The organism is Tardiphaga sp. 839_C3_N1_4, assembly GCF_051811045.1.
GTDB lineage: Bacteria > Pseudomonadota > Alphaproteobacteria > Rhizobiales > Xanthobacteraceae > Tardiphaga.
Map to the genome: position 1 here is coordinate 5,521,469 of NZ_JBPWQD010000001.1, position 25,265 is coordinate 5,546,733.

The following is a 25,265-nucleotide window of genomic DNA, read 5'->3' on the forward strand; positions in this document are numbered from 1 at the left end:
GGCTGACCGGCAAAAAGCCGGCGCATATCGGGAGGATACAACATGCTGAAAGCTTGCGTGCTTGGGTGTTCGATTTCCGTGTTAGCGGTCATTTTGCCTGCTTATGCGCAGGACTGGACCAAATCGAAATGGGGGCCGAACGACGAGATCGGCGCCGCGAACTACATGAAGCCCGACCTCGTGAAGTCTGCCGCGCAGCTGGTGAAGACCGGCAAGACCTATGCACTCGGCATTCCGGTAGGCGCGGACACGCCGGCCTATCCGCCCCGCGGTTTCAAGATCACCGTGGTACAGCCCGGTCAGGCCGGCAATCCCGGGCTCGGTCCCAATCACGCGACCTATAACGACGACATGCTCAACGGCTGGGTCGGCGTCGGCAGCCAGATGGACGGGCTTGGCCATCTCGGCGTCAATCACGTCTACTATAACGGCAACAAAATTGCAGACTTCGGTGATCCCACTGGCCTTAAGAAGCTCGGCATCGACAAGGTGCCGCCGCTGGTCACCCGTGGCGTGCTGCTGGACATGGCGGCCTACTACAAGACCGACGTGGTCAAGGAAGGCACTGCTTTCAACGTCAAGGAAATCGAGGAGGTCGCCAAGGCGCAGGGCGTTGAGATCAGGCAAGGCGACGTGGTGCTGTTCCACACCGGTTGGCTCAGCCTCCTTGGCAAAGACGATAAACGCTACAATGCCGGTGAGCCCGGCCTTGGCGCCGAGGGCGCCAAATATCTGACCAGCAAGGGTGTGGTTGCGGTCGGCGCCGATACCTGGGGCGTCGAGGTGCTGCCGTTTGAAACCGCGAATGTGTTCGAGGTCCACCAGATACTTCTCGCGATGAACGGGACCTATATCCTCGAAAACATGGACACGTCCGAACTGGCCAAGGACAAAGGCTACGAGTTCCTGTTCGTGCTCGGTCAGCCCCGCTTCAAGGGGGGTGTACAGAGCATGATCAACCCGGTGGCGATCCGCTAACCATCGTAGGAGAGGCGATCCGGTCTGTTCTGCGGGGCAGGCGAGACCGGATCGCTGTCGCACCGGAATACCTGACCTTATGCAGGACGAGATCAACCTATTGCACCGCAAGATTGACTCATGCGCTATTCGTTATAAGATATAATTATTCTAGCCAGGACCTAATCGCGCTCATGAACCAAGCCGTCGCCGCTACCGCTGCCATGCTCCAGATCGAAACCCAAGGCCGCGTGCTAATCGTGGGCCTGAACCGCCCCGCCAAGCGCAACGCGCTGAACGATGGACTGATCCTGGAGATCGAGCGTTGCTTCGCGTCGCTGCCCGAGGAAATCGGTGCCGTCGTCGTCCACGGCATCGGCGGGCATTTCTCCGCCGGCCTCGATCTTTCCGAACTCACCGAGCGTGACGCGACCGCTGGGCTGATGCATTCGCGGATGTGGCACCGCGTGTTCGACATCATTCAGCATTGCCGCGTGCCGGTGATTGCGGCGCTGCAGGGCGCCGTCATCGGCGGCGGCCTCGAGCTTGCTTGCTCCGCGCATATCCGTGTTGCCGATCCGTCGGCCTATTACGCGCTGCCGGAAGGCAGCCGCGGCATTTTCGTTGGTGGCGGCGGTTCGATGCGCCTGCCGCGCCTGATCGGCGTGCACCGGATGGCCGACATGATGCTTACCGGCCGCGTCTACAAGGCGGAGGAGGGCGTGGCGCTCGGCTTCGCGCAGTATCTGACGGAAGCCGGCGGCGCCTTGCCCAAGGCCATAGAGCTTGCCGAGCGTGTCGCACAGAACGCGCCGTTGACAAACTTCGCCGTGCTGCAAGCCTTGCCGCTGATCGCCGAAGCTAGTCCGCAGACCGGGCTGATGCTGGAAGCACTGATGGCCTCGGTGGCGCAGAGCGATCAGGAGGCGAAGAATCGCATCAGGGATTTTCTGGAGCGCAAGGCCGGCAAGGTGAAGCCCGGCTGACCCGGCAAGACGACAACGAACAAAAATAAAAGCAACAATCGGGACGAATACACAGGGCGGTAACAATGTCTGCAAGTGCCGACAAAATCGATCAGACAAAGCGAGCGATAACCGCGCATCCGCTGCGGCCGATTTCCTATGGCGACCCCGCGGTCACCATCGAGCGTCATGACGACGGCACGATCTATCTACGCCCGACCAACTCCATCGGCGACTATCCGGAGCGCGTCACGGACTATCTGCATCACTGGGCGAAGGAGGCGCCGGATCGCGTCTTCATGGCCGAGCGCGCGGAAGGTGGCGGCTGGCGCGAAGTCACTTACGCGCAGATGCTGGATGCAGCGCGCCATATCGCCTCGGCGCTGTTGTCGCGCGGGCTATCCGCCGACAAGCCCATCGTTATCCTCTCTGGCAATTCCGTCGATCACGCGTTGATCGCTTTCGGTGCGCTCTATGCCGGTATCCCCTATGCGCCGGTGTCGCCGGCCTATTCGCTGGTATCGAAGGACTACGGCAAGCTCGGCTATCTCATGAAGCTGCTGACGCCGGGGCTGGTCTTTGTCGATGACGCCAATGCGTTCACGAACGCTATTCACTTCAATGTGCCCGAAGGCACTGAAGTCGTTGTAAGTACTGGCTCCCTGCCGGACCGGCCCGTGACCAAACTCTCCGATCTGCTCGTGACGCCGGAGGCAGCCAATCTCGACGCTGCGAACGCAGCCATCGGTCAGGATACGATCGCCAAATTTTTGCTGACTTCGGGCTCGACCGGCAATCCGAAGGCCGTGATCAACACCCAGCGCATGATGTGCGCCAACCAAATCATGCTGCGCGATACGCTGGCCTTTCTGAAGGACGAGCCGCCGGTGATTATCGATTGGTTGCCATGGAATCACACCTTTGGCGGCAATCACAATATCGGGCTGACGCTGTTCAATGGCGGTTCGATGTATCTCGACGACGGCAAGCCGACGCCCGCGGGCATCGAACAGACCATCCGCAATCTCCGCGAGATCTCGCCGACGGTCTATTTCAACGTCCCCAAGGGCTATGAATCGCTACTGCCCTATCTGCGCGAAGATGCGGTGCTGCGCGAAAAATTCTTTGCACGACTGCATGCGATGTTCTTTTCAGGGGCAGCGCTGTCCGCCTATGTCTGGGACAGTCTTGACGAACTGTCGGTGCAAACCACGGGCGTGCGAGTACCCATGCTCACAGGGCTCGGGGCCACGGAAACCTCGCCATTCTTCATGTGCGTCAATCCCGTGACCAGCCGCTCCGGCCATGTGGGTCTTCCCGTCCCGGGCAACGATGCCAAGCTGGTGCCGAACAACGGCAAGATGGAAGTGCGCGCCAAGGGGCCGAACATCACGCCGGGCTATTGGCGCGAGCCGGAACTGACCGCGAAGGCGTTCGACGAGGAAGGCTATTACATCTTCGGCGATGCGCTGAAGGCCGTCGATCCCGATGATCTCTCCGCTGGCTTCGATTTCGACGGCCGCATCTCCGAGGATTTCAAGCTTGGCAGCGGCACCTGGGTTAGCGTCGGCCCATTGCGCGCACGCTTTGTCGGCACCTGCGCGCCACTGGTCCGCGATGTCGTCATCGCTGGCATCAACCGCGATGAACTGGCGGCTCTCGTAATCCTCGATCTCGATGGCTGCCGTGTCATCAATCCTGACTTGCCGGCTGGCGATCTTGCCGCGGCTGCCAATGATCCGATCATCCGCGACGCGTTCCGTGAACGCCTCGCGCGTTTCATGGCTGGCGCGACGGGGTCATCCACGCGGATTGCCAAGGCGGTGCTGCTCGGCACACCGCTGTCCATCGATCGCGGTGAAGTCACGGACAAGGGCTCGGTCAATCAGCGCGCGGTGCTGGAGCATCGCGCCAAGTTGATCGACGATATTTATGGGAATCCGGAAGTCGCGAAAGTGATCGCGATCTAGTTGAAAGCCGCCAATGAACGGCAGAGACATCGAACAGGGGAGGACATCATGCAATTGAAGAACCAGGCCGCTATCGTCACGGGTGGCGCTTCCGGCCTCGGCGCCGCGACCGCCCGCAGGCTTGCCGCGCAGGGCGCGAAAGTCGCGCTCCTCGATCTCAACACCGCCCTCGCCGAAACCGTTGCCAAGGAAATCGGCGGTGTTGCCATTTCCTGCGACGTGTCCGACGCGGCCTCCGCCGAAGCCGCGGTCGCCGCCGCCGCCAAGGCGCACGGCCCGGCGCGTGTGCTGGTGAACTGCGCTGGCATCGGCGTCGCCAAGCGCGTGATCGGCCGCGATGGTCCGATGGCGCTCGGCGATTTCGACAAGGTGATCCGCATCAACCTGATCGGCTCGTTCAATATGATCCGCCTGGCAACGGACCCGATGTCCAAGCTGGAGCCGCTGGAGACCGGCGAGCGCGGCGTTGTGATCTCGACGGCCTCGGTGGCGGCCTATGATGGCCAGATCGGCCAGTCCGCCTATTCGGCCTCCAAAGGTGGCATCGTCGGCATGACACTGCCCATCGCCCGCGAGATGGCCCAGTTCGGCATCCGCGTGCTGACCATCGCGCCGGGCCTGTTCATGACACCGCTTTTGGCCGGCCTGCCGCAGGAGGCGCAGGACAGCCTCGCCGCGGCGATCCCATTTCCGCGCCGGCTCGGCCATGCCGACGAGTTTGCGTCTCTCGCACTGCACATGATCGACAATCCGTATCTCAACGGCGAGGTGGTCCGGCTCGACGCCTCGCTGCGCATGGCGCCGCGTTAAGCCTGCGGCAAAGCATCAGTGCGCCAGCCCTTTACCGGTACGGGCGCACTGACCTAAAGAAGGGGCTGATAAGCCAGCCGAACTTTGATTTAGCTGACGACATAAAAAATGACCCTGAGGGAGAGACCCATGACCAAGCATCACTTGGCGATCGCGGTTGTTGCCGCCTCGCTGGCACTCGCCGCACCGGCTTTTGCCCAAACCTCCGACATCACCATCGGCATCACAACGTCAACCACGGGCCCCGCGGCCGCGCTGGGCATTCCCGAACGCAACGCGCTGGAATTCGTGCCCAAGGAAATTGGCGGCGTACCGCTCAAGATCATTGTGCTCGACGATGGCGGGGATCCGACCACCGCGACCACCAATGCCCGCCGTTTCATGACCGAATCCAAGGCCGACATCATCATGGGCTCGGCGGTGACGCCAACCAGCATTGCGGTGTCCAATGTGGCCAACGAAGCTGGTATCCCGCATTTCGCTCTGTCGCCGCTGCCGATCACGCCGGAACGTGCCAAGTGGTCGGTGGCCATGCCGCAGCCGGTGCCGATTGTCGGTAAGGTGATGTACGACCATATGAAGTCGAAGGGCATCAAGACCATTGGCTATATCGGCTATTCGGATAGCTATGGTGATCTGTGGTTCAACGATCTCAAGACGCAGGCGGTGCCGATGGGCATCAATATCGCCGCGGAAGAGCGTTTTGCCCGTCCGGATACGTCGGTCACTGGCCAGGTGCTGAAGCTGATCGCCGCCAATCCTGACGCGATCCTGGTCGGTGCCTCCGGCACCGCGGCAGCGCTGCCGCAGACCGAACTGCGCGACAAGGGCTACAAGGGCCTGATCTATCAGACCCACGGCGCCGCCTCGATGGACTTCATCCGCATCGCCGGCAAAGCCGCCGAAGGCGTGCTGATGGCCTCCGGCCCGGTGATGTATCCGGAAGGGCAGGCCGATACGGCACTGACCAAGAAGCCCGGCATGACGCTCAACACCGCCTATGAGGCCAAATACGGTCCCAACAGCCGCAGCCAGTTCGCCGGTCATTCCTATGACGCCTTCGAGGTGCTCAAGCGGGTGGTTCCGACGGCGCTGAAGACCGCAAAGCCCGGTACCCCCGAGTTCCGCGAGGCGATCCGGCAGGCGCTGCTCACCGAGCGTGAAATTGCCGCCACCCAGGGCGTCTACAACTTCACCGAAAAGGATCGTTACGGCCTCGATGAGCGCTCGCGCATCCTGCTGACGGTGAAGGACGGTAAATACGTTCTCGCCCAGTAATGCAGATCTGACGGAGGGCAGGGGCGCGAAGCGCCTTTGCTTCGCCGGCATTTTTCGATAACAAGGCCGGCCCTCGCCAGAGGGCCGGCTTTTTGCTGTGCGCGAGGCTTCGCGCGGTCACAACCAGCGCCACGTCTGCCGGTATCGCTGCCGCTTTCGGCGCTCTCCGCTTCCACACGAGAAAGATACGACATGTCCAAGCTTCATCTGGCGATCGCGGCTGTTGCCGTCTCGCTGGCCATTGCCACCCCCGCCGAAACCCAGACCGCCGAGATCACCGTCGGCATCAGCATCTCCACCACCGGCCCTGCCGCCGCGTTGGGCGTGCCTGAGCGCAACGCGCTGGAATTCGTGCCGAAGGACATCGGCGGCGTGCCGTTGAAGCTGATTGTGCTCGACGATGGCGGCGATCCGTCCATCGCCACCACCAATGCGCGCCGTTTCGTGTCGGAATCCAAGGCCGACATCATGGTCGGCTCGTCGATCGTACCGTCGTCGGTCGCCATGTCGGCGGTCGCCAATGAAGCCGGCGTGCCGCATTTCAGCCTGTCGCCGATGTCGTTCACGCCGGCGCGCGTGAAATGGTCGGTGGACATGCCGCAGCCGGTCGAGATCGTCGGCAAGGTCATGTACGACCACATGAAGGCCCATGGCGTGAAGACCATCGGCTATGTCGGTTACTCAGATAGCTATGGCGACCTGTGGTTCAACGACCTCAAGGCCCAGACATCAGCGATGGGCATGTCCATCGTCGATGACGAGCGTTTCGCACGTCCGGATACGTCGATCACCGGTCAGGCGCTGAAGCTTATTGCTGCCAATCCCGATGCGATCCTGATCGGCGCCGCGGGTACTGGCGCCGGCATGCCGCAGTCCGAGCTGCGTGACCGCGGTTACAAGGGCCTGATCTACCAGACCCACGGCGCGGCCTCGAGCGATTTCATCCGGATCGCCGGCAAGTCCGCCGAAGGCGTGCTAATGGCCGCCGGTCCCGTGATGTATCCGGAAGGTCAGCCGGATAGCGCGTTGACCAAGAAGCCGGGCATCGAACTGAACACGGCCTATGAAGCCAAATACGGCGCCAATAGCCGCAGCCAATTCGCCGGTCATGCCTATGACGTGTTCGAAGTGCTCAAGCGCGTCGTGCCCGTGGCGCTGAAGACCGCCAAGCCCGGTACCCCGGAATTCCGCGAAGCCATCCGCCAGGCGCTGATGAGCGAGAAGGAAATCGCGGCTACCCAGGGCGTCTACAACTACACCGAAAAAGACCGCAACGGCGTCGACGATCGCTCGCGGATTTTGCTGACCGTGAAGGATGGCAAATACGTTCCGGCGAAATAAACTGGAGCACAGCTCAAACAAAAGCCGGCTGTCGCGAGACAGTCGGCTTTTTCATATGATCGAGATCAGATCGCGCTCTCGCCTTCGTGCTGAAAGCCAAGATAGCTCGCGACCACGCGTTGGTTACTGGCGATGTCGCTGGCGTTTCCGTCGAGGATGAACTCGCCAAGCTCCATCACATAAGCGCGGTCGGCGATCTTCAGTGCCGCCTGCGCATTCTGCTCGACCAGCAGCACCGAGACGCCGGCTGCTCTGAGCTCGCTGACGATGCGGAATATGTCGGCGACGATGATCGGGGCGAGGCCGAGGCTCGGCTCGTCGAGCATCAGCAGTTTCGGCGCTCCCATCAGCGCACGACCCATGGCGAGCATCTGCTGTTCGCCGCCGGACATCGTGCCGGCCAGCTGCTTGCGACGTTCCTTGAGGCGCGGAAATAGCGTGTAGACTCGCTCGAACGAACGCGCGGCCGTTGCCTTGTCAATGCGGAAGGCACCGAGAAGCAGATTGTCTTCCACATTCATGGTGGCGAATAATTCGCGATGTTCGGGGACGAGGCTCAGGCCAGCGGCGACACGATCCTCGATATCAAGTTTGGATAGATCCTGTCCCGCGAATGTCACGCCGCCTTTCAGCGGCAGGATTCCCATCGTCGCATTCAGCAATGTCGTCTTGCCGGCACCATTGGCGCCGATGATGGTGACGATCTCGCCTTCGCGAACCTCGAGATTGACCGCACGGACCGCCTCGACCTTGCCATAGGCGACATGCGCATCGGTAACCGTCAATAACGCGCTCATGCGACCGCTCCCAGATAGGCCTTGATGACGTCGGGATTGGTCTTGATGTCAGCCGGTGTGCCCTCGGCGATCTTGGTGCCGAAATCGAGCACCACGATGCGGTTGGCGAGATTCATCACGAAGCCCATGTCGTGCTCGACCAGCAGCACCGACATGCCGCCGTCGCGCAGTTGCCGCAAAAGCGCTGCGAGCTGCTGCTTCTCCATGTGGCGCAGGCCGGCCGCGGGCTCGTCGAGCAGCAGCAGCATCGGATCGACGCAGAGTGCGCGGGCGATCTCGACGATGCGCTGCTGGCCGAGAGACAGGGATCCTGCGAGCTGGTTCATCTGGTCGCCGAGGCCGACGCGTTCGATCTGCTTGGCGGCTTCTGCCAGCAGCTTAGCTTCGTCGGCGCGGTCGAGCCGCAGCATGCTCGCGATGGCACCCGAACGTCCGCGCAGATGTGCACCGAGGGCGACGTTTTCCAGCACGGTCATGTCGGGCACCAGCTTCACATGCTGGAAGGTACGGGCAATGCCGAGCTTGACAATCTCCTGCGGCGGCGCGCCGGACACACTCTTGCCGAGTACTACGACCTTGCCGGCGGTCGCGGCCAGTACGCCGGTGATGAGGTTGAAGGTCGTGCTCTTGCCGGCGCCGTTGGGGCCGATCAAAGCGACGATCTCACGCGCCTGCACGTTGAATGACACGTCGTTGACTGCGACCACGCCGCCGAACTGCTTGCGTGCCTTGTCGACCTGCAGCAATACGCCGGTATCCGGACGGTGGTCATTGCGGGCGGGCAGTGCATCGGCTGGCGCGGGGCGCTTGCGGCTGTCGCCAGACGGCAGCCACGCGGTCAGCCACGGCCACATGCCGGTCGGCGCGAGCTGGAGCAGCGCGACGAGTAGGATGCCGAACACGATGGTTTCGAGCTGGCCGCCGCCGCCGAAGATCAGCGGCAGATAGCTTTGCAGTACTTCCTTGAGGATCACGACCACGGCCGCACCGAGCACACCGCCCCAGACATAGCCGGCGCCGCCGACTACCGCGATGAATAGATATTCGATGCCGAGATGCGGTCCGAATGGCGTCGGATTCGCCGCGCGCTGGAAATGCGCATAGAGCCAGCCGGACAGGCCGGCGAGAACTGCTGCGTATATGAAGACCAGAAGCTTCGCACGCGCAGTCTGCACGCCGAAGGCTTCGGCCGCGATATGGCCACGGCGCAGCGCGCGGATGGCGCGGCCGGTGCGCGAGTCCAAAAGATTCATCGAGAGCAGCGCGCAGATGATGACCGCGATCCAGATTACGAAATAGATCGAGCCCGGATCGAGCATCTTCCAGGTGCCGATCGACAGCGGCGGAATGCCTGAGATGCCGTCGTTACGTCCGAGGAATTCCAGCTTGCTGAACAGGTAAAAGAGGCTGATGCCCCAGGCAATGGTGCCGAGCGGAAGATAATGGCCCGACAGACGCATGGTGATGATGCCGAGCAGCACCGCGGCGAGGCCTGAGACGATCAGCGACATCGGCAGCGTCAGCCACGGCGACATGCCGTAGGCGGTCGTGAGATAGGCCGTCGTATAAGCGCCGAAACCGCAGAACGCTGCTTGGCCGAATGAGGTCAGGCCGCCGACGCCGGTGAGCAGCACGAGGCCCATGGCGACGAGCGCGGCGAGGCCGATATTGTCGAGCAGCACGATCCAGAATGGAGGCACGCCGGGCACGAACGGGATCGCGGCCATCACCAGCGCGAAGACGAGAATGGGAAGGAGACGCTGTTGCATGGCGCTTAATCCTTCTCTTCTTCGACTGCGGGTGCGGCGAGCGAGCGCAGCACCAGAACCGGAAGGATCAGCGTGAAGACGATGACCTCTTTGTAGTTGCTCGCATAGAAGGACGAGAATGCCTCGACGCAGCCGACCAGGATTGCGGCGGCAGCCGTCAGCGGATAGCTGACGAGGCCGCCGATGATCGCGGCGATGAAGCCCTTAAGGCCGATCAGGAAGCCGGTGTCGTAATAGAGCGTGGTGATCGGGACGATCAGAATACCTGAGATGGCGCCGATGACCGAGGCCAGCAGGAACGCGATCTGACCCGACAGTGAGGTGCGGATGCCGGCGAGGCGGGCGCCGAGGCGGTTTACCGCCGTGGCGCGTAGCGCCTTGCCATAAAGCGTGTAGCCGAAGAACAGCCACAACCCGACGATCAACGCGATGGTGATGCCGTAGACGGCGATGCTCTGGCCGGTGAAGCGCAGCGCGCCGATGGTGATGGCATCAGAGGAGATCGCCGGGCCGCGCTGGCCTTCGGCGCCAAAGAAGACGAGGCCAAAGCCCTGTAACGCCAGGTGGCAGCCCACCGAGGCGATCAGCAGCACCAGCACCGAGGTGTGGGCAATCGGCTGGAACGCGATGCGATAGAGATAAAGACCGATGGCGGCGACGATCAGCAGCGACAGAGCGATGTTGAGGGCGATATTCCCCGGCCGTCCACCCAGCGCCCACATCACGCCCCAAATCGCCAGCGGGAACACGATATTGACCGCAATCGAGCGCAGTACGCGCTTGGCATGGAGCGCCTTGCGGAAGGTGAAGAGATCGAAGGCAAAGGCCACGACGCCCATGGCAACGGCGAGCTTGATGGTGCCCGGCATCTGGCCGGCCGAGAGGCTGGCATAGGTCAGCGCGCCAAAGGTGATGAATTCGCCCTGGGGGATCAGGATGATGCGTGTAACCGCAAAGACCAGCACCAGGGCCAGCCCTAGCAGCGCATAAATCGCGCCATTGGTGATGCCGTCCTGCAAAAGGAACAGCAAAATCGTCGTATTCAAAGCCGCGCGCTCCCCCACACTGTCTGCGCCGGATACCACAGGCGCGGGACGATCAACAATGGCGGTTGAAACCCGCCGTCTATTTGATATATCTCATAACGATTATCTAACATAATCTCAAGGCCCGTCGCACTTCGATCGGGTGTTTCATTCAAGCTGCCGGCTACCGCGGAAAGCGAGCAATGACTGTTTCAAAGACGTCGTCTCAGGATCAAGCCAAGCAAGTCGCGCTCGTCGGGTTCGATGAGGAGGGTGGTGCGCTGCAGCTCGGCGAACTCTCTGAACTGTTGGGCTATTCGTTGAAACGCGCGCAGTTGAAGGTGTTCGAAGACTTCCTGCGCTGCATGGCGCCGCTGCAGCTGACGCCGGCGCAGTTCTCGGTGCTGCTGTTGCTTGACAAGAACCCCGGCCGCAACCAGACCGAAATCGCCAATACGCTCGGCATTCTCCGTCCGAATTTCGTTTCGCTGCTCGACGCTCTGGAGAGCCGCGATTTGCTGACGCGGATGCGCTCGCCGAGCGATCGCCGCTCCCATGTGCTGATGCTCACGGACAAGGGGCGTGCCACGCTGGCCCGCGCCAAGAAGCTGGTGGCGACGCGGCATGAAGCGCGGCTGATCGAGGTGTTGGGGCCGGCCGAGCACAAGGCGCTGCTGGGCATGATGGCGAAGATTGCTAGGGAGTTTTAGCCAATCACCCGTCATTCCGGGGCGGGACCGGCGCCGCAGGCGACGGGACCGAGCCCGGAACCTCGACATGTTCATCACTCCTGGATTCCCCGCTACTCCAAGTGGAGTGGCTGAGGTTCGCGAGCGCCAAGTGGCGCCCCGTGTCCCGGAATGACGGTGTAGCTCAATCCACCAAAATTACCCTGACGTCATTTACATTGGTCAGCGTCGGCCCCGTGTGCAGCAGGTCACCGGTCGCGGTGAAGAACGTCGTCGCGTCGTTATTCGCCAGCGTTGCCTTCGCATCGAGCTTCTGTGCACGCATGGCCTCGAACGTACGCGCATCGATGATCGCACCGGCTGGATCGTTGGCGCTGCCGGCGCCGCCATCGGCGCCGTCGGTGTCACCGGCGAGCGCGACGATGCCGCTGGTGTCCTTGAAAGCATCCGCGAGCGCCAGCGCGTATTCCTGGTTCGGGCCGCCGCGGCCATTGCCGGTCACGGTCACCGTCAATTCGCCACCCGAGAGGATCGCGAGTTTCTTGCCGTCGGCCCTGGCCTTTAATGCGAGCTTCGCGTGGTCAGCGGCAACCTCGCGGGCTTCGCCTTCGAGGTCGGCACCGAGATCGATGATCTCGTAACCTGCGTCCCTGGCAATCTTGATCGCGGCATCGAGCGACTCGCGCGGCCGGGCGATCAGCTCGAAACGCGCACGTGCGAATGCCGGGTCGTTCGGCTTCACGCTTTCATTGGCGCTGTCGTCAAGCGCCGCCCGTACTGCGTCGTCGATGGCGAGATTGAATTTCGCGATGATGGCACGGGCATCGGCCAGCGTTGTTGTATCCGGCACCGTCGGTCCCGATGCGATCACCGCCGGATCGTCATGCGGCACGTCGGAAATCGCAAGCGTGACGATCTCGGCCTTCTGCCCGGCGCGGGCGAGACGGCCGCCCTTGATACGCGACAGATGCTTGCGCACCGTGTTGATCTCGCCGATCACGGCGCCAGAGCGCAGCAGCGCGCGGTTGAGCTGCTGCTTCTGCTGGAAGGTGATGCCCGCCACTGGCGCGGTCCAGTTGGCGGAGCCGCCGCCGGAGATCAAGACCAGCAGGAGGTCGTCCGCGGTGGCATCCGCTGCGAGTTTGAGGCTGTCGTCGGCACCCTTGAGGCCCGCTTCATCGGGCACGGGATGGCCGGCCTCAACCACACCGATGCGCCGTGTCGGCACGTCATGGCCATGGCGCGTGGTGGCGATGCCGGTGAGGCGCGCGGGATCGAGTTTCAGCGTGTCGAGATAGTGCTTTTCCGCGGCGGCAGCCATGGCGGCGGCTCCCTTGCCGGCGGCGAGGCAGATGATGCGGCCCTTCGGCGGCGCCGGCAGGTGGGCGCTGAGGATGACATCGGGATGGGCCGCAGCAACTGCGGCATCGAAAATTGCGCGGAGCAGGGGGCGTTTATCGGTCATGCCCGGGGTTATGCCGCTCATTGAGGGAGGCGGCAAGCGCTTCTCCTCGCCCCCGGACGCGGCGCAGCCGCGGCTGGTGGGAGAGGGGGCTTCGCTTAAGAAGCAAGGAGCCCTCTCTCGCCTTCGCTTCACTCAGGCACCCTCTCCCGCGGCGCGCAGCTTCGCTGCGCTGGGGGAGAGGGGAAGTAAGAGCTAACCGCCCTTGCCGCTTTCGCCGAGTTCACCGGTCAACACGTCGCCGAACAGTTTCCAGTTCTCGCCCTCGAAACGCATCAGCTGCATCTGCTCGATGGGCGAGAAGTCGGTTGGCGAGGTATTGACTTTCACGCCCGGGAGCAGCGTCGACTGCTGGACGTCTTTCAGGTTCGCCGCCTGCTTCATCACATTGGCGCGGGTGAGATCGTCGCCGCACTGTTTGAGCAGGATCGCCATGGTCTCGGCGATGTTGTAGCCGGACATCAGCGAACTGTCGGCCGGGTTGCCGTCCGGGACATATTTGGCCAGGAACTCACGGTAGGCCTTGATGCCCGGATCGTCCTTCCACTGCGGGTCGGTGGCGTCCTTGGAGTAATGCGCGGAGAGCAAGCCCTGGGCGTTCTCGAAGCCTGCGGGACGCAGCACCTGACCGATCGATACGCTGACGCCCGGAACGATCATGGTCGGCTTCCAGCCCAGTTCGGCGATCTTCTTGATGGTCTGTGCGGCGAATTTCGGGGTTGCGAAGATGATCACCACGTCGGGATTGAGCGACTTCATCTTGACGATGTGGGAATCCACGGTCGGCTCGGTGAGCTCGTAGCTCTCCTCGATCACGATCGACGAGGCCTTGTCGCCGAGGCCGTCCTTGACGCCCTTCAGGTAGTCCTTGCCGAAGTCGTCATTCTGATAGAGCACACCGATCTTCGCGCCGGCCTTTTCCTTCAAGAGGTACTTGGCATAGATGCGGCCTTCGCTCTGGTAGCTGGGCAGCCAGCCCATGGTCCAGGGGAAGTTCTTCGGATCGGCCCATTTGGTGGCGCCAGTGGCCAGAAACAGTTGCGGCACCTTCTTGGCGTTGAGATATTTCTGGATCGCCGTATTGGACGGCGTGCCGAGCGCCGAGAACATCAAGAGCACTTCGTCGGACTCGACGAGCTTGCGGGTCTGCTCGACAGCCTTCGGTGGCGAATAGGCGTCATCGTAGGAGATGTAGTTGATCATGCGGCCGTTGATGCCGCCCTTGTCGTTGATCATCTTGAAATAGCCGGCCTGTGCCTTGCCGACGGCGCCATAGGCCGAGGCCGGTCCGCTATAGGGCACGATATTGCCGAGCTTGATTTCGGTGTCGCTGGCGCCGGTGTCGTATTTCTTTTGGGCGAGGACGTGGGTCGAGGAAATGGCGAGTAACATGGTCGCGGCCGAGAGCGACAATAGCCGCGCGGACGTGGCAGACATTTGAGTTCCTTCCCTTGCTTGCAAGGCGAGATTTTCTTGTTCTGCAGGCTCTTTTGCGCCTGCGAGATAGTCATACCGCGATTGCACAATGGCTCAAATGGAAAGCGACCAAAAACGCAATAAGGCCCGCGCTGTTTTTGACGCGGGCCTCACGTATTTTCCGTTATGTGGAATGAGGGCGATCAGCCGCCTACATCAGCGCTAATGACCTCGCCGAACAGCTCCCATTTATCGCCTTTGAAACGCATCAGCTGAAGCTGGCTGATCGGCGCAAAGTCGGTCGCAGATGTGTTGATCTTGATGCCGGGCAGCAGCACCTCGGTTCGGAAGTCCTTCAGGCTGGCCGCCTGCTTCATGACGTTTTCGCGGGTCAGGTTGTCACCGCACTTCTTGAGAACCTCAACCAGCGTCTGGGCGACCCCGTAACCGGTGACGATCAATCCATCGAGCTTGTTGCCTTCCGGAAAATCCTTGTCGAGGAAGGCGAGAAACTCCTTCATGCCGGGGTCGTTATTCCACTGGGTGTCCGCCACGTCCTTCAGATACGCAGCGGAAATAATGTCCTGCGAGTTTTCGAAGCCGGCCGGCTTCATCACGCTGCCGATCGAGTTGGACACGTTGTTGAGGAAGTGCATCGGTTTCCAGCCGATCTCGGCGGCCTTTTTGATAGCCTGCGCCGCAAATTTCGGCGTCGTGATGTTGACGAACACGTCGGCGTTCAACGACTTCAGCTTGACGATGTGATTGTCGATGGTCGGCTCGGAGGTCTCGTAGCTCTCCTCCACCACGATCATCGAAGCGGCCTTTGCGCCAAGGCCGTCCTTCAGACCTTTGAGGTAATCCTTGCCGTAGTCATCGTTCTGGTAAAGGACGGCAATCTTCGCGCCGGGCTTTTCCTTCAAAAGATATTTCGCATAGATCTGCGTCTCGCTCTGGTAGTTGGGCTGCCAGCCCATGGTCCAGGGGAAGTCCTTCGGGTCGTTCCACTTGGTGGCGCCGGTGGCCACGAACAATTGCGGCACCTTCTTGCTGTTCATGTATTTCTGGATTGCCGAGTTCGGCGGTGTGCCCAGCGAGTTGAACACCAGCAGAACTTCGTCCGATTCCACCAGCTTGCGCGCCTGCTCGACGGTCTTTGGCGGCGAATAGGCGTCGTCATAACTGATGAAGTTGATCTTGCGGCCGTTGATGCCGCCAGCAGCATTGATCTTCTTGAAGTAGGCTTCCTCGGTTTTTCCGATCACGCCATAGGCGGAGGCGGGTCCGCTATAGGGCATGATGTTGCCGATCTTGATTTCGGTATCCGAGGCGCCGGTGTCGTATTTTTTCTGGGCGAGCGCGCCGGTGGCGGACGCGGCGAGCAAAGCCAAGCCAGCCAAATAGGCGGCTGGAAACGTGGCCAAACGCAAGTGCATTGCGGGCATTTCTGATCTCCCTGATCAATTGTGATGTGTCATGTTTCTTGACGTGGAGCTCTGCGGCTCCTGACGACATTCAACACCCGCGCGGGATCGCCAGCAAGAAAAAGCCCCCGCGACGTGGTCGCGAGAGCGGTATAATTCGTGTTCGCTGATGCAGCAGAGCTGCAGGCGCTGCAGAGTTATTGCGTGACGGCGTCGGCGCTGAAGATCTCGCCGAAGCGCTCCCATTTGTCGCCCTTGAAGCGCTGCATCTGCAATTGCGAGATCGGCGCGAAATCGGTGGGCGAGGTATTGATGGTGATGCCCGGCAGCAGCGTGTCGGGGGTAAAGTCCTTCAGGTTGGCGGTCTGCTTCATGACATTCGCCCGGGTCAGGTCGTCGCCGCACATCTGCAGCACCTTGACCAGCGTCTGCGCAGCACCATAGCCATAGACCGTGCTCGAATCCGCTTTGTTGGCGTCCGGCATGTATTTGTCGAGGAACGCGTTCCACTTCTTCATGCCGGGATCGCCCTTCCATTGTGAATCGGTGCCGTCCTTGGTGTAGGAGGCCGACAGTACGCCCTGCGCATTGTCGAAGCCGGCGGGCTGCATCACCGCTCCCACGGAGACGCTGACATTGGCGAGGATCTGCAACGGCTTCCAGCCAAGCTCGGCGGTCTTCTTGATAGTCTGTGCCGCGAATTTTGGCGTCGTGAAGATCATCAGTACGTCGGGGTTCGCAGCTTTCAGCTTCACCACATGGGTGTCGATGGTCGGTTCGGCGATCTCGTAGCTATCCTCGATGGTGATCATCGATGCTGCCTTGTCGCCGAGGCCGTCCTTGAAGCCCTTCAGATAGTCCTTGCCGAAATCGTCGTTCTGGTAAAGCACGCCGATTTTCGCGTTCGGCTTCTCCTTCAGAAGATACTTCGCATAGATCTGTGCTTCGCTCTGATAGGAGGGTTGCCAGCCGATCGTCCAGGGGAAGTTCTTTGGATCGTTCCATTTGGTGGCGCCGGTGGCGACGAAGAGCTGCGGCACTTTCTTGCCGTTCAGATATTTCTGGATCGCGGTATTGGACGGCGTGCCGAGTGGATTGAACACCACCAGCACCTCGTCGGATTCGACCAGCCTTCGCACCTGCTCCACGGCTTTCGGCGGCGAATAGGCGTCGTCGTAACTGATGAAGTTGATCTTGCGTCCGTTGATGCCACCTTGTGCGTTGATCATGTTGAAATAGGCGGTCTCGGTCTTGCCGATCGTTCCATAGGCAGACGCGGGGCCGCTATAAGGGATGATGTTGCCGATCTTGATTTCAGTATCGGTGGCGCCGGTGTCGTATTTCTTCTGCGCGAGCGCGCCGGACACACTGGCGGCCAGAAGCGCCATAGCAGCAGGCAGTGCTGCAAGGCGCATGGATCGTGCGAGCATCATGGATCTCCGTGATCATTTCTTCCCAGGTCTTTGGTGGAGTTCTGCGACTCCTGTCCGCATTGAATACCCCTGATGCGCCAGTCACAAGAATAAGCCCCTGCGACCAAATCGCAGGGGCTCCGTTGTTCTAGTGGTGCAGTGCAAAGTGCTGCGGGTACTAGTCCGCCGCAGTCGTGTCGGCATTGATCACGTCGCCGAACAGCTCCCACTTGTCGCCCTTGAAGCGCATCATCCGCAACTGCGCGATCGGTGCATAGTCGGTGGCCGAGGTGGATATGGTGATGCCCGGCAGCAGCGTGTCTGGCGCGAAGTCTTTCAGGCTTGCCGCCTGCTTCATGACATTCTCGCGGGACAGGTTGTCGCCGCACATCTCCAGCACCTTCACCAGCGTCTGCGCGGCGCCATAACCGTAGACGAGGCTGTTGTCGGTGCGGTCGGCACCCGGCATGTATTTGTCGATGAAGGCGGACCATTTCTTCATGCCCGGGTCGTCCTTCCACTGGGAGTCCGCGCCGTCCTTGCGGTAGTCAGCCGACAGCACGCCCTGCGCATTGTCGAAGCCGGCGGGCTGCATCACTGCTCCGACGGAGACGCTGACATTGGTGACGAGCTGCAGCGGCTTCCAGCCGAGTTCACCGATCTTCTTGATGCCCTGGGCTGCGAATTTCGGCGTCACGAAATGGACGACGACATCGGGATTGAGCGACTTCACCTTCACGATGTGGGAATCGATGGTCGGCTCGGAGATCTCATAGCTCTCTTCCGTGACCAGCATCGTGGTAGCCTTGGCACCCAGCGCTTCTTTGAACGCCTTCTGGTAGTCCTTGCCGAAATCGTCGTTCTGATAGATCACCGCGACCTTGGCGTCCGGCTTCTCCTTCATCAGATATTTTGCGTAGATTTGTGCTTCGACCGCGTAACTCGGCTGCCAGCCCATCGTCCACGGGAAGTGCTTCGGATCGTTCCACTTGCTGGCGCCGGTGGCGACGAAAAGTTGTGGTACCTTCTTGGCATTCATGTATTTCTGGAACGCCGTATTCGACGGTGTACCAAGCGAATTGAAGATGAACAGTGCCTCGTCGCTTTCGACCAGCTTACGGGCCTGTTCGACCGCCTTCGGCGGCGAATAGGCGTCGTCATAGCTGATGAAGTTAACCTTGCGGCCGTTGATGCCGCCCTGGTCGTTGATCATCTTGAAATAGGCTGTTTCGGTCTTGCCGATCAGTCCGTAGGACGAGGCAGGGCCGCTATACGGCATAATGTTGCCGATCTTGATTTCGGTGTCAGTGGCGCCGGTGTCGTATTTCTTCTGGGCCAACGCGCTGCTGCTGGCTGCGACGCTGAGGGCCGCGGCAACCGACAAAGTCAGTGCGCGCGATCGGATCCAAGGCATTTCAGAACTCCCTAATTTTTATTCGTCTTGTTTTGCGGGCCTTTGCGGCTCCGGCCGGATTGAACACCGTTCGCGTGTATGCGGCAACAAAAAGCCCCTCGCGATGACACCGCGAAGGGCTGCTTTATTGGGCAATGGATATGCCGTTCCCCGGTATAATTCAGCGGCTGATCTCGCCCGAGATCACAGGGCCAAATAGCTCCCATTTGTCGCCCTTGAAGCGCATCATCTGCAACTGTTCGATCGGGTAGAAATCAGTCGCGGACGTGTTGAGCTTGACGCCCGGCAGCATCGTGTCCGGCGCGAAGTCCTTCAGGCTGGCGGCTTGCTTCATCACATTGGCACGGGTGAGATCGTCGCCGGCCTGCCTCAGCACTTGAACCATGGTCTGCGCCGCGCCATAGCCGTAGACTGCCGAGATGTCGTTGCGGCGGGCGTCCGGAGCGTATTTGGCCAGGAACGCATAGAAGCGCTGCATGCCGGGGTCGTTGTCCCATTGCGGATCCGAGCCGTCCTTGGCGTAATAGGCCGACAGGATGCCCTGCGAGATCTCCTGTCCGGCCGGCTTCAGCACGGAGCTGATCGATGCGCTGGCATAGCCCTGGATGTAGAGCGGCTTCCAGCCGAGTTCGGAGACCTTGCGGATACTCTGGACTGCCGACTTCGGTGTCGTGACGCTGATGAACGTATCGGCGCCGGAGGCTTTCAAATTGATGATGTGGCTATCGATGGTCGGCTCGGTGACCTCATAGCTTTCGGCGGCGATCAGCATGCCCCCAGCTTTGTCGCCGAGACCATCCTTCAGGCCCTTCAGCACGTCCTTGCCGAGGTCGTCGTTCTGATAGAGCACCGCGATCTTCGCGTCGGGCTTTTCGGTCAGCAGATATTTCGCATAGATGCGGCCCTCGCTCTCATAGGGCGGCTGCCATGCCATGGTCCACGGGAAAGCCTTGTAATTGCCAAAATAGGTCGCGCCGGCGGCGACGAACAGTTGCGGCACTTTCTTGATGTTGAGATATTTCTGGATCGCTGCATTGGACGGTGTGCCGAGCGGATTGAACACCACGAGCACCTCGTCGGATTCGACCAGCTTGCGTGCCTGCTCGACGGCCTTGGACGGATTATAGGCATCGTCATAGCTGATGAAATTGATCTTGCGGCCGTTGATGCCGCCCTGATCGTTGATCATACGGAAATAGGCGGCCTCGATGATGCCCGCGATGCCATAGGCCGAAGCCGGCCCGCTATAGGGCATGATGTTGCCGATCTTGATCTCGGTGTCGGATGCGCCGGGATCGTATTGTTTCTGCGCGAGAGCATGACCTGCGCAGGCGATGCTCAGTGCGGCGGCAAGCGAGATTGTTCGTGGTCGAAAGGCAGGCATCCCCGGTTGGTCCTCGTACAGCAGTCGCGAGGCGTTAATGGCATGTGCATCAACAAAAATCCCCGGCGATGTAAGCGCGAGGGGCACTTTCTGTGTGGCGGAAAGATGGTGGCGGTTCCTTCGCCCCGATTGTGGAAGAAGTCGGCGCGCTGCTGATGCAGTCATACCAACTCATACAAAAAAAAGCGGCCACCGAAGTGACCGCTTGTCTTGCCTCAATTGTCGGATCGAACTAACCGCCCGATCCGCCGATCACTGCGCGGACGGTATCGTCCGGGCCGAAGTCTTCTGCGCCATCCACATAGAGCAAGGCGCTGAGCTTCGAGCGCGCGCGATTGACGCGGCTCTTGATGGTGCCGACGGCGCAGCCGCAGATCGTGGCCGCGTCCTCATAGGAGAAGCCCGATGCGCCGACGAGAATAAGCGCTTCGCGCTGATCCTGCGGAAGCTTCTCAAGCGCCGCGCGAAACTCCTCAAATTCCAGATGGGCGTTTTGTGCCGGCTGGGTCTTCAGAGTCTTGGCATAGCTGCCATCCGCATCCTCCACCTCACGCCGCCGCTTGCGATAGTCCGACCGGAACAGGTTACGCAGAATGGTGAACAACCACGCAGGCAGATTCGAGCCAACCTGGAAGGAGTCGATATTGGCGAGCGCGCGCAACAGCGTTTCCTGTACGAGGTCATCGGCCCGGTCGCCGTTGCCGGAGAGCGAGATCGCGAAGGCGCGCAGGCTAGGCACCGACGCCAGAATGTCGTCGCGGAGTGAGTCTGTGAGAGGCATTATTCCCCTCCTTCATTTTTGCCAGGATCGCCAGCGATCTGGGCTTGAGCCTCAGCCCCGTCCAGCTTGCGGATCAGCTCCGCAAATCGGTCCGGCACGCCCTGTCGCACGACATCGTCGTACATCGCGCGCAACTGATGCCCGATCCGTGACTGGATTTCGGCGTTTAATCCGCCCTTCGGCTTCACATCTTTCATGACCCGTTCCACATTCCCCAGAAGATACGCCCCCTGGAATTGAGAAATTTTCTTGATTTTTGAAGCCTTTGCGGCGTCTGTTCGCGATCTTAATGCGGAGCGCGGCGGAAAGTTCCGACCTCGTGGAACTTTTGTCCGACTGGGACGTAGACACGCACATCGAAGGAACCGGTCGTATTCCGATACCCCTTTGATTTTGATTTAGAACAGGATGGAGTGGGGATGTCCCGATCACAGCTCGTAGCTGAACACTTGCCGCTATTGCGGCGCTATGCCCGAGCCCTCACGGGCAACCAGGCCTCAGGCGATGCCTATGTAGGCGCCATGCTGGAAGCGTTGCTGCAAGACCAGTCGCTGCTCGACGAACAACACGGCGCCCGCGCCGGCTTGTTTCGTCTGTTCACCCAGATTTGGAACTCTGTCGCCTTGAATGACAATCCGGATGTCGCGCCGCTGCAGGCTGCGTCCGAGAAGCGCATTTCCAACATTACCCCGCTGCCACGACAGGCCTTCCTGTTGCTGTCGCTCGAAGGCTTCTCGGAAGAGGAGGTCGCCTTCGTACTCGACGCTGATGTGGCGGAAGTGCGTTCGCTGGCCGACACGGCCGGCCGCGAAATGGCCGCCGAGATCGCCACCGACGTTCTGATCATCGAGGACGAGACCTTCATCGCGATGGATCTCGAAAGCCTCGTGAAGAATCTCGGTCATAACGTCATCGGCGTTGCCCGCACCCATGCGGATGCGGTGGCGCTCGCGAAGAACAAGAAGCCCGGCCTGATCCTCGCCGATATCCAGCTCGCCGATGGCAGCTCGGGTCTCGACGCGGTGAACGAGTTGCTGCGCATCTTCGAAGTGCCGGTGGTCTTCATCACCGCCTATCCGGAGCGTTTTCTAACCGGCGAACGTCCGGAGCCGGCCTTCCTGATCTCGAAGCCGTTCCAGCCCGCGATGGTCTCGGCCGTCGCCAGCCAGGCGCTGTTCTTTCAGCGCAACTCGAAGAATAAGACCGCTAGGGCGTCCTGATCTCATTTTATCGATGCGATTGCAGCGGCCGGGCCACGCCCGGCCGTTTTTGTTTGGGCGATGCGGCGCGGTAGATAATAACTGCCCAATAAGTCCGCTGTCCTTGCGCAAACTATCAGCGAGCGGCGGGAAGGGGTCGGCACTATTGTGTTGAAGCAGCGATCAATGCCGATATCATCCCCCGATAGGCGGCATATTGCCACGTCCCGCAGGGGTGTGGCCGGCTGCGTGACCCTTCTGGTCGAACCGGTGCGCATGAACTCAACTGCCGACGCTGAACCTCACATTTATCAAGCCAACGTGACACGTACCATCGCGGTCGACGTCAGCAAGGTATCGCTCACCTTCGATACGGCCGACGGCAAGGTCGAAGCGCTATCCAATGTTGATCTGCGAGTCAGTGGTGGGGAGTTTGTCTCCTTCATTGGTCCCTCCGGCTGCGGCAAGACCACGCTGCTGCGTGTGATCGCGGACCTGCAGCAACCAAGCTCTGGCAGCGTCACTGTCAATGGCATGAGCGCCGAGCAGGCGCGGCTCGGGCGCAATTACGGTTATGTATTTCAGGCGCCCGCATTGTTTCCCTGGCGCAGCATCGAGGCCAACCTCAAGCTGCCGCTGGAATTGATGGGCTTCTCGCCGACCGAACAGAAACAGCGCGCAGCGCGTTATCTGGAGCTGGTCAATCTCACCGGCTTCGAGCGGAAATTTCCCTGGCAGCTCTCGGGCGGCATGCAGCAGCGCGTCTCGATCGCGCGCGCGCTGTCGTTCGATCCGGAATTGCTCTTGATGGACGAGCCGTTCGGCGCACTGGACGAGATCGTCAGGGATCATCTCAACGAACAGTTGCTGCAATTGTGGGCCAAGACCCGCAAGACCGTGCTGTTCGTGACGCATTCGATTCCCGAAGCGGTGTTTCTTTCCACCAAGATCGTGGTGATGTCGCCGCGGCCGGGCCGTATCACTGATATTATCGACTGCAATTTCCGGCGCGAGCGCACGCTGGAAATCCGCGAGACACCGGAATTCATGGCCATCGCGCAGCGCGTGCGCACGGGGCTGCGGGCCGGGCACTCCTATGACGAGTAGTACGGTGGATACCATGCCGGTCACGCGTGAGGCATGGCGCACGCATCCGCTGGTAAAGCGTAGCACGCCGCTGGTGGCCATTGTCGCAGTGCTGATCGTCGTCTGGTACATCGGCGCCGTGCTGATGAACCTGTCGCTTGTGCGCGGCGGATTCGAGCGCGAGGAAGCGCCTTACACGACGATGGAATTGCTGGAAGGCACCATGAGCGCGGAGCGGCCGTTGCTGCCGGCGCCGCATCAGGTGGTCGGTGCTTTCATCGACGGCGTGTTCGGCTATGCGCCGACGGCGCCGCGTAGCCTCGTCTATCATTCCATGGTGACGCTGTCGGCGACGCTGCTCGGCTTCGCGCTCGGGGCACTGCTCGGCATCGTGCTGGCGCTCGCCATCGTGCACAGCCGCGTGCTGGAGCGCAGCCTGATGCCGTGGATCATCTGCTCGCAGATGGTGCCCATATTGGCGCTGGCGCCGATCTTCATTGTGGTGCTCGGTGCTATCGGCCTACAGGGCCTGCTGCCGAAATCGATCATTTCGGCCTATTTGAGTTTCTTCCCGATCACGATAGGCATGGTGAAGGGCTTTACCTCACCCGATCCGATGCAGATGGATCTGATGCGGACATGGTCGGCGACATCTAGGCAGGTGCTGTCGAAACTGCGCTGGCCTTCGGCGGTGCCCTATCTCTTTGCCAGCCTCAAGGTTGCCATGACCATTTCGCTCATCGGCGCCATCGTCGCGGAATTGCCGACCGGCGCGGAAGCCGGCATCGGCGCGCGCCTGCTAGCCGGCTCCTATTATGGCCAAACCATCCAGATCTGGTCTGCGCTGGTTGCCGCTGCTGTTTTGGCTTCTGGTTTGATCGCCATCGTCGGCTATGCCGAACGCAAGGTGGCGCAGCGGATGGGGGCGCGGTCATGAACCGTCGCCAGATCCGCCTAGGCTTCATCATGTCGGCGGTGTGCGTGCTGATCACGCTGATGTTGCCGCTGCCGCTGGCCGGCACGCCCGTCGCAGCACTGATGGCGCGGCCGCTGACCTTCCTGCTCACCGGCGTGATCGTGCTGGTCTTCGCTTTCGCTGCCGGCTTTCGCGGCCTTCCGGCCATCGTGATCGGCTTGGTCGGCGCAGGCATCACGGCGGACATGACGTTGACGCTGTTGCGCGATCCCTTGATTGCTGGCGATGCCGCGTCAGGCTTCTGGATGGTGGTGATCGGCGTCTGGCTGGCGTCATGGATCTCCGTCGTTGCGCTGGCCGGACTGAGGCCGCGCAGCAGTATATTCCGTAAGGCTATCGATCTTGCCATCCCGCTGCTGTTTGGTGCGGCCGTGTTCTATCTCTGGGAAGTTGTGGTGCGCGGGGCGGGCGTGCCGCCGGTGCTGCTGCCGTCGCCGAGCGCTGCCGCTACGAAATTCATGGCGTCGCTGCCGATATTGGGCGCGGATTTCGTGCAGACCTTCATCCGTGGTGTGCTGATCGGCTATGCCATCGGCTGCGGCGCCGGGCTTCTGGTGGCGATCCTCGCGCATCGCTTTGAATTTCTCGGCCGCGGGCTGCTACCCTTGGGTAACTTCTTCTCGGCACTGCCGCTGGTTGGCGTCGCGCCGATCATGGTCATGTGGTTCGGCTTTGACTGGCCATCGAAGGCTGCCGTGGTGGCGCTGGTAACGTTCTTCCCGATGCTGGTGAATGCGTTGGCCGGTCTGCAAGCTGCCGGCGATATCGAGCGTGACCTGATGCGCTCCTATGGCGCGAGCTATGCCCAGACTCTCATCAAGTTGTATCTTCCCGCTGCTCTACCTTTCATCTTCAATGCACTGAAGATCAATGCCACACTGGCCCTGATCGGTGCCATCGTCGCGGAATTCTTCGGCACGCCGACGCAAGGCATCGGCTTTCGAATTTCCACCGAAGCCGGGCGCATGGCGCTCGATATGGTGTGGGCGGAGATCGCGCTCGCCGCGATCGCGGGAATGACATTTTATGGACTTGTTGCGCTCGCCGAGCGCGTGACGACGTTTTGGCATCCATCGATGCGGACCTAGTTCGGCAGGTTCGCCAATTCTG

The 25,265-nt window shown here is 61.0% G+C and carries 22 protein-coding genes; 11 read left to right on the plus strand and 11 right to left on the minus strand.

Going from position 1 to position 25,265, the window contains the following annotated elements; genetic code table 11:
• Positions 1-42 precede the first annotated feature (42 nt).
• The 6 genes from AB8A38_RS26480 to AB8A38_RS26505 all read left to right on the plus strand — a co-directional run bounded on the left by AB8A38_RS26480 (position 43) and on the right by AB8A38_RS26505 (position 7,321).
• Entirely contained in the window at positions 43-978 is a 936-nt protein-coding gene (locus AB8A38_RS26480) for a cyclase family protein (RefSeq protein WP_315843320.1), read from the plus strand.
• A 173-nt stretch (positions 979-1,151) separates the two neighbouring features.
• Positions 1,152-1,943: a crotonase/enoyl-CoA hydratase family protein gene (locus tag AB8A38_RS26485; RefSeq protein ID WP_315843319.1), complete on the plus strand. Its 792-nt coding sequence runs from the start codon at positions 1,152-1,154 to the stop codon at positions 1,941-1,943.
• Between the two features lie 65 nt (positions 1,944-2,008).
• Positions 2,009-3,892 carry a feruloyl-CoA synthase gene (locus AB8A38_RS26490; protein WP_439087936.1) on the plus strand — a complete coding sequence of 628 codons (1,884 nt, stop codon included), beginning with the start codon at positions 2,009-2,011 and terminating at the stop codon, positions 3,890-3,892.
• 48 nt (positions 3,893-3,940) lie between these two features.
• Positions 3,941-4,702 carry an SDR family NAD(P)-dependent oxidoreductase gene (locus tag AB8A38_RS26495; protein WP_315843317.1) on the plus strand — a complete coding sequence of 254 codons (762 nt, stop codon included), beginning with the start codon at positions 3,941-3,943 and terminating at the stop codon, positions 4,700-4,702.
• Between the two features lie 129 nt (positions 4,703-4,831).
• The gene (locus tag AB8A38_RS26500) at positions 4,832-5,980 is read left to right on the plus strand and encodes an ABC transporter substrate-binding protein (protein ID WP_439087937.1); all 1,149 of its coding nucleotides are present in this window, start codon (positions 4,832-4,834) and stop codon (positions 5,978-5,980) included.
• A gap of 192 nt (positions 5,981-6,172) precedes the next feature.
• A complete protein-coding gene (locus tag AB8A38_RS26505; RefSeq protein ID WP_439087938.1) occupies positions 6,173-7,321 on the plus strand; it encodes an ABC transporter substrate-binding protein in 1,149 nt (382 codons plus the stop codon).
• 65 nt (positions 7,322-7,386) lie between these two features.
• Here AB8A38_RS26505 and AB8A38_RS26510 read toward each other — a convergent pair whose 3' ends face one another.
• From AB8A38_RS26510 to AB8A38_RS26520, 3 genes are read right to left on the minus strand one after another with little or no spacing between them, the layout of a single operon-like run.
• Entirely contained in the window at positions 7,387-8,118 is a 732-nt protein-coding gene (locus AB8A38_RS26510; RefSeq protein ID WP_439087939.1) for an ABC transporter ATP-binding protein, read from the minus strand.
• Positions 8,115-9,887: a branched-chain amino acid ABC transporter ATP-binding protein/permease gene (locus AB8A38_RS26515; protein ID WP_439087940.1), complete on the minus strand. Its 1,773-nt coding sequence runs from the start codon at positions 9,885-9,887 to the stop codon at positions 8,115-8,117. Before AB8A38_RS26515 ends, AB8A38_RS26510 begins: the two co-directional genes overlap by 4 nt.
• Before the next feature lie 5 nt (positions 9,888-9,892).
• Positions 9,893-10,933 (minus strand): branched-chain amino acid ABC transporter permease, encoded by a 1,041-nt coding sequence (locus AB8A38_RS26520; RefSeq protein ID WP_439087941.1) that lies wholly within the window; start codon positions 10,931-10,933, stop codon positions 9,893-9,895.
• A 182-nt stretch (positions 10,934-11,115) separates the two neighbouring features.
• Between AB8A38_RS26520 and AB8A38_RS26525 the strand changes: the two genes are divergently transcribed.
• Positions 11,116-11,622: a MarR family winged helix-turn-helix transcriptional regulator gene (locus tag AB8A38_RS26525; RefSeq protein ID WP_439087942.1), complete on the plus strand. Its 507-nt coding sequence runs from the start codon at positions 11,116-11,118 to the stop codon at positions 11,620-11,622.
• Positions 11,623-11,785: 163 nt separating this feature from the next.
• Here the strand turns inward: AB8A38_RS26525 and AB8A38_RS26530 are convergent, their stop codons facing one another.
• The 8 genes from AB8A38_RS26530 to AB8A38_RS26565 form a co-directional block, all read right to left on the minus strand.
• The gene (locus AB8A38_RS26530; RefSeq protein ID WP_439087943.1) at positions 11,786-13,066 is read right to left on the minus strand and encodes a glycerate kinase type-2 family protein; all 1,281 of its coding nucleotides are present in this window, start codon (positions 13,064-13,066) and stop codon (positions 11,786-11,788) included.
• 192 nt (positions 13,067-13,258) lie between these two features.
• Positions 13,259-14,500 (minus strand): ABC transporter substrate-binding protein, encoded by a 1,242-nt coding sequence (locus AB8A38_RS26535; protein WP_439087944.1) that lies wholly within the window; start codon positions 14,498-14,500, stop codon positions 13,259-13,261.
• Positions 14,501-14,682: 182 nt separating this feature from the next.
• On the minus strand, positions 14,683-15,924 hold the full coding sequence (locus tag AB8A38_RS26540; protein WP_315843310.1) for an ABC transporter substrate-binding protein: 1,242 nt from the start codon (positions 15,922-15,924) through the stop codon (positions 14,683-14,685).
• Positions 15,925-16,100: 176 nt separating this feature from the next.
• Entirely contained in the window at positions 16,101-17,336 is a 1,236-nt protein-coding gene (locus tag AB8A38_RS26545) for an ABC transporter substrate-binding protein (protein ID WP_439087945.1), read from the minus strand.
• Between the two features lie 157 nt (positions 17,337-17,493).
• A complete protein-coding gene (locus AB8A38_RS26550) occupies positions 17,494-18,729 on the minus strand; it encodes an ABC transporter substrate-binding protein (RefSeq protein WP_315843308.1) in 1,236 nt (411 codons plus the stop codon).
• A gap of 160 nt (positions 18,730-18,889) precedes the next feature.
• Positions 18,890-20,113, minus strand: a complete 1,224-nt coding sequence (locus AB8A38_RS26555; RefSeq protein ID WP_315843307.1) for an ABC transporter substrate-binding protein — start codon at positions 20,111-20,113, stop codon at positions 18,890-18,892.
• A 232-nt stretch (positions 20,114-20,345) separates the two neighbouring features.
• On the minus strand, positions 20,346-20,894 hold the full coding sequence (locus tag AB8A38_RS26560) for a sigma-70 family RNA polymerase sigma factor (RefSeq protein WP_068735058.1): 549 nt from the start codon (positions 20,892-20,894) through the stop codon (positions 20,346-20,348).
• Complete coding sequence (locus tag AB8A38_RS26565; RefSeq protein ID WP_068735402.1) at positions 20,894-21,091, minus strand: NepR family anti-sigma factor; 198 nt, start codon at positions 21,089-21,091, stop codon at positions 20,894-20,896. Before AB8A38_RS26565 ends, AB8A38_RS26560 begins: the two co-directional genes overlap by 1 nt.
• Positions 21,092-21,313: 222 nt before the next feature.
• Between AB8A38_RS26565 and AB8A38_RS26570 the strand changes: the two genes are divergently transcribed.
• The 4 genes from AB8A38_RS26570 to AB8A38_RS26585 all read left to right on the plus strand — a co-directional run bounded on the left by AB8A38_RS26570 (position 21,314) and on the right by AB8A38_RS26585 (position 25,243).
• On the plus strand, positions 21,314-22,114 hold the full coding sequence (locus tag AB8A38_RS26570) for a response regulator (RefSeq protein ID WP_315843306.1): 801 nt from the start codon (positions 21,314-21,316) through the stop codon (positions 22,112-22,114).
• A 300-nt stretch (positions 22,115-22,414) separates the two neighbouring features.
• Positions 22,415-23,200, plus strand: a complete 786-nt coding sequence (locus AB8A38_RS26575) for an ABC transporter ATP-binding protein (RefSeq protein ID WP_439087946.1) — start codon at positions 22,415-22,417, stop codon at positions 23,198-23,200.
• 13 nt (positions 23,201-23,213) lie between these two features.
• On the plus strand, positions 23,214-24,116 hold the full coding sequence (locus AB8A38_RS26580) for an ABC transporter permease (protein WP_439088613.1): 903 nt from the start codon (positions 23,214-23,216) through the stop codon (positions 24,114-24,116).
• Positions 24,113-25,243: an ABC transporter permease gene (locus AB8A38_RS26585; RefSeq protein ID WP_439087947.1), complete on the plus strand. Its 1,131-nt coding sequence runs from the start codon at positions 24,113-24,115 to the stop codon at positions 25,241-25,243. Before AB8A38_RS26580 ends, AB8A38_RS26585 begins: the two co-directional genes overlap by 4 nt.
• Positions 25,244-25,265: the final 22 nt, after the last annotated feature.

Coding starts and splice junctions, on each gene's coding strand:
- AB8A38_RS26535 (WP_439087944.1), bottom strand. CDS start 14,500: ATGTCTGCCACGTCCGCGCGGCTATTGTCGCTCTCGGCCGCGACCATG.
- AB8A38_RS26490 (WP_439087936.1), top strand. CDS start 2,009: ATGTCTGCAAGTGCCGACAAAATCGATCAGACAAAGCGAGCGATAACC.
- AB8A38_RS26505 (WP_439087938.1), top strand. CDS start 6,173: ATGTCCAAGCTTCATCTGGCGATCGCGGCTGTTGCCGTCTCGCTGGCC.
- AB8A38_RS26580 (WP_439088613.1), top strand. CDS start 23,214: ATGCCGGTCACGCGTGAGGCATGGCGCACGCATCCGCTGGTAAAGCGT.
- AB8A38_RS26495 (WP_315843317.1), top strand. CDS start 3,941: ATGCAATTGAAGAACCAGGCCGCTATCGTCACGGGTGGCGCTTCCGGC.
- AB8A38_RS26485 (WP_315843319.1), top strand. CDS start 1,152: ATGAACCAAGCCGTCGCCGCTACCGCTGCCATGCTCCAGATCGAAACC.
- AB8A38_RS26515 (WP_439087940.1), bottom strand. CDS start 9,887: ATGCAACAGCGTCTCCTTCCCATTCTCGTCTTCGCGCTGGTGATGGCC.
- AB8A38_RS26565 (WP_068735402.1), bottom strand. CDS start 21,091: ATGAAAGATGTGAAGCCGAAGGGCGGATTAAACGCCGAAATCCAGTCA.
- AB8A38_RS26560 (WP_068735058.1), bottom strand. CDS start 20,894: ATGCCTCTCACAGACTCACTCCGCGACGACATTCTGGCGTCGGTGCCT.
- AB8A38_RS26550 (WP_315843308.1), bottom strand. CDS start 18,729: ATGCCTTGGATCCGATCGCGCGCACTGACTTTGTCGGTTGCCGCGGCC.
- AB8A38_RS26530 (WP_439087943.1), bottom strand. CDS start 13,066: ATGACCGATAAACGCCCCCTGCTCCGCGCAATTTTCGATGCCGCAGTT.
- AB8A38_RS26480 (WP_315843320.1), top strand. CDS start 43: ATGCTGAAAGCTTGCGTGCTTGGGTGTTCGATTTCCGTGTTAGCGGTC.
- AB8A38_RS26570 (WP_315843306.1), top strand. CDS start 21,314: ATGTCCCGATCACAGCTCGTAGCTGAACACTTGCCGCTATTGCGGCGC.
- AB8A38_RS26540 (WP_315843310.1), bottom strand. CDS start 15,924: ATGCCCGCAATGCACTTGCGTTTGGCCACGTTTCCAGCCGCCTATTTG.
- AB8A38_RS26500 (WP_439087937.1), top strand. CDS start 4,832: ATGACCAAGCATCACTTGGCGATCGCGGTTGTTGCCGCCTCGCTGGCA.
- AB8A38_RS26555 (WP_315843307.1), bottom strand. CDS start 20,113: ATGCCTGCCTTTCGACCACGAACAATCTCGCTTGCCGCCGCACTGAGC.
- AB8A38_RS26510 (WP_439087939.1), bottom strand. CDS start 8,118: ATGAGCGCGTTATTGACGGTTACCGATGCGCATGTCGCCTATGGCAAG.
- AB8A38_RS26525 (WP_439087942.1), top strand. CDS start 11,116: ATGACTGTTTCAAAGACGTCGTCTCAGGATCAAGCCAAGCAAGTCGCG.
- AB8A38_RS26585 (WP_439087947.1), top strand. CDS start 24,113: ATGAACCGTCGCCAGATCCGCCTAGGCTTCATCATGTCGGCGGTGTGC.
- AB8A38_RS26545 (WP_439087945.1), bottom strand. CDS start 17,336: ATGATGCTCGCACGATCCATGCGCCTTGCAGCACTGCCTGCTGCTATG.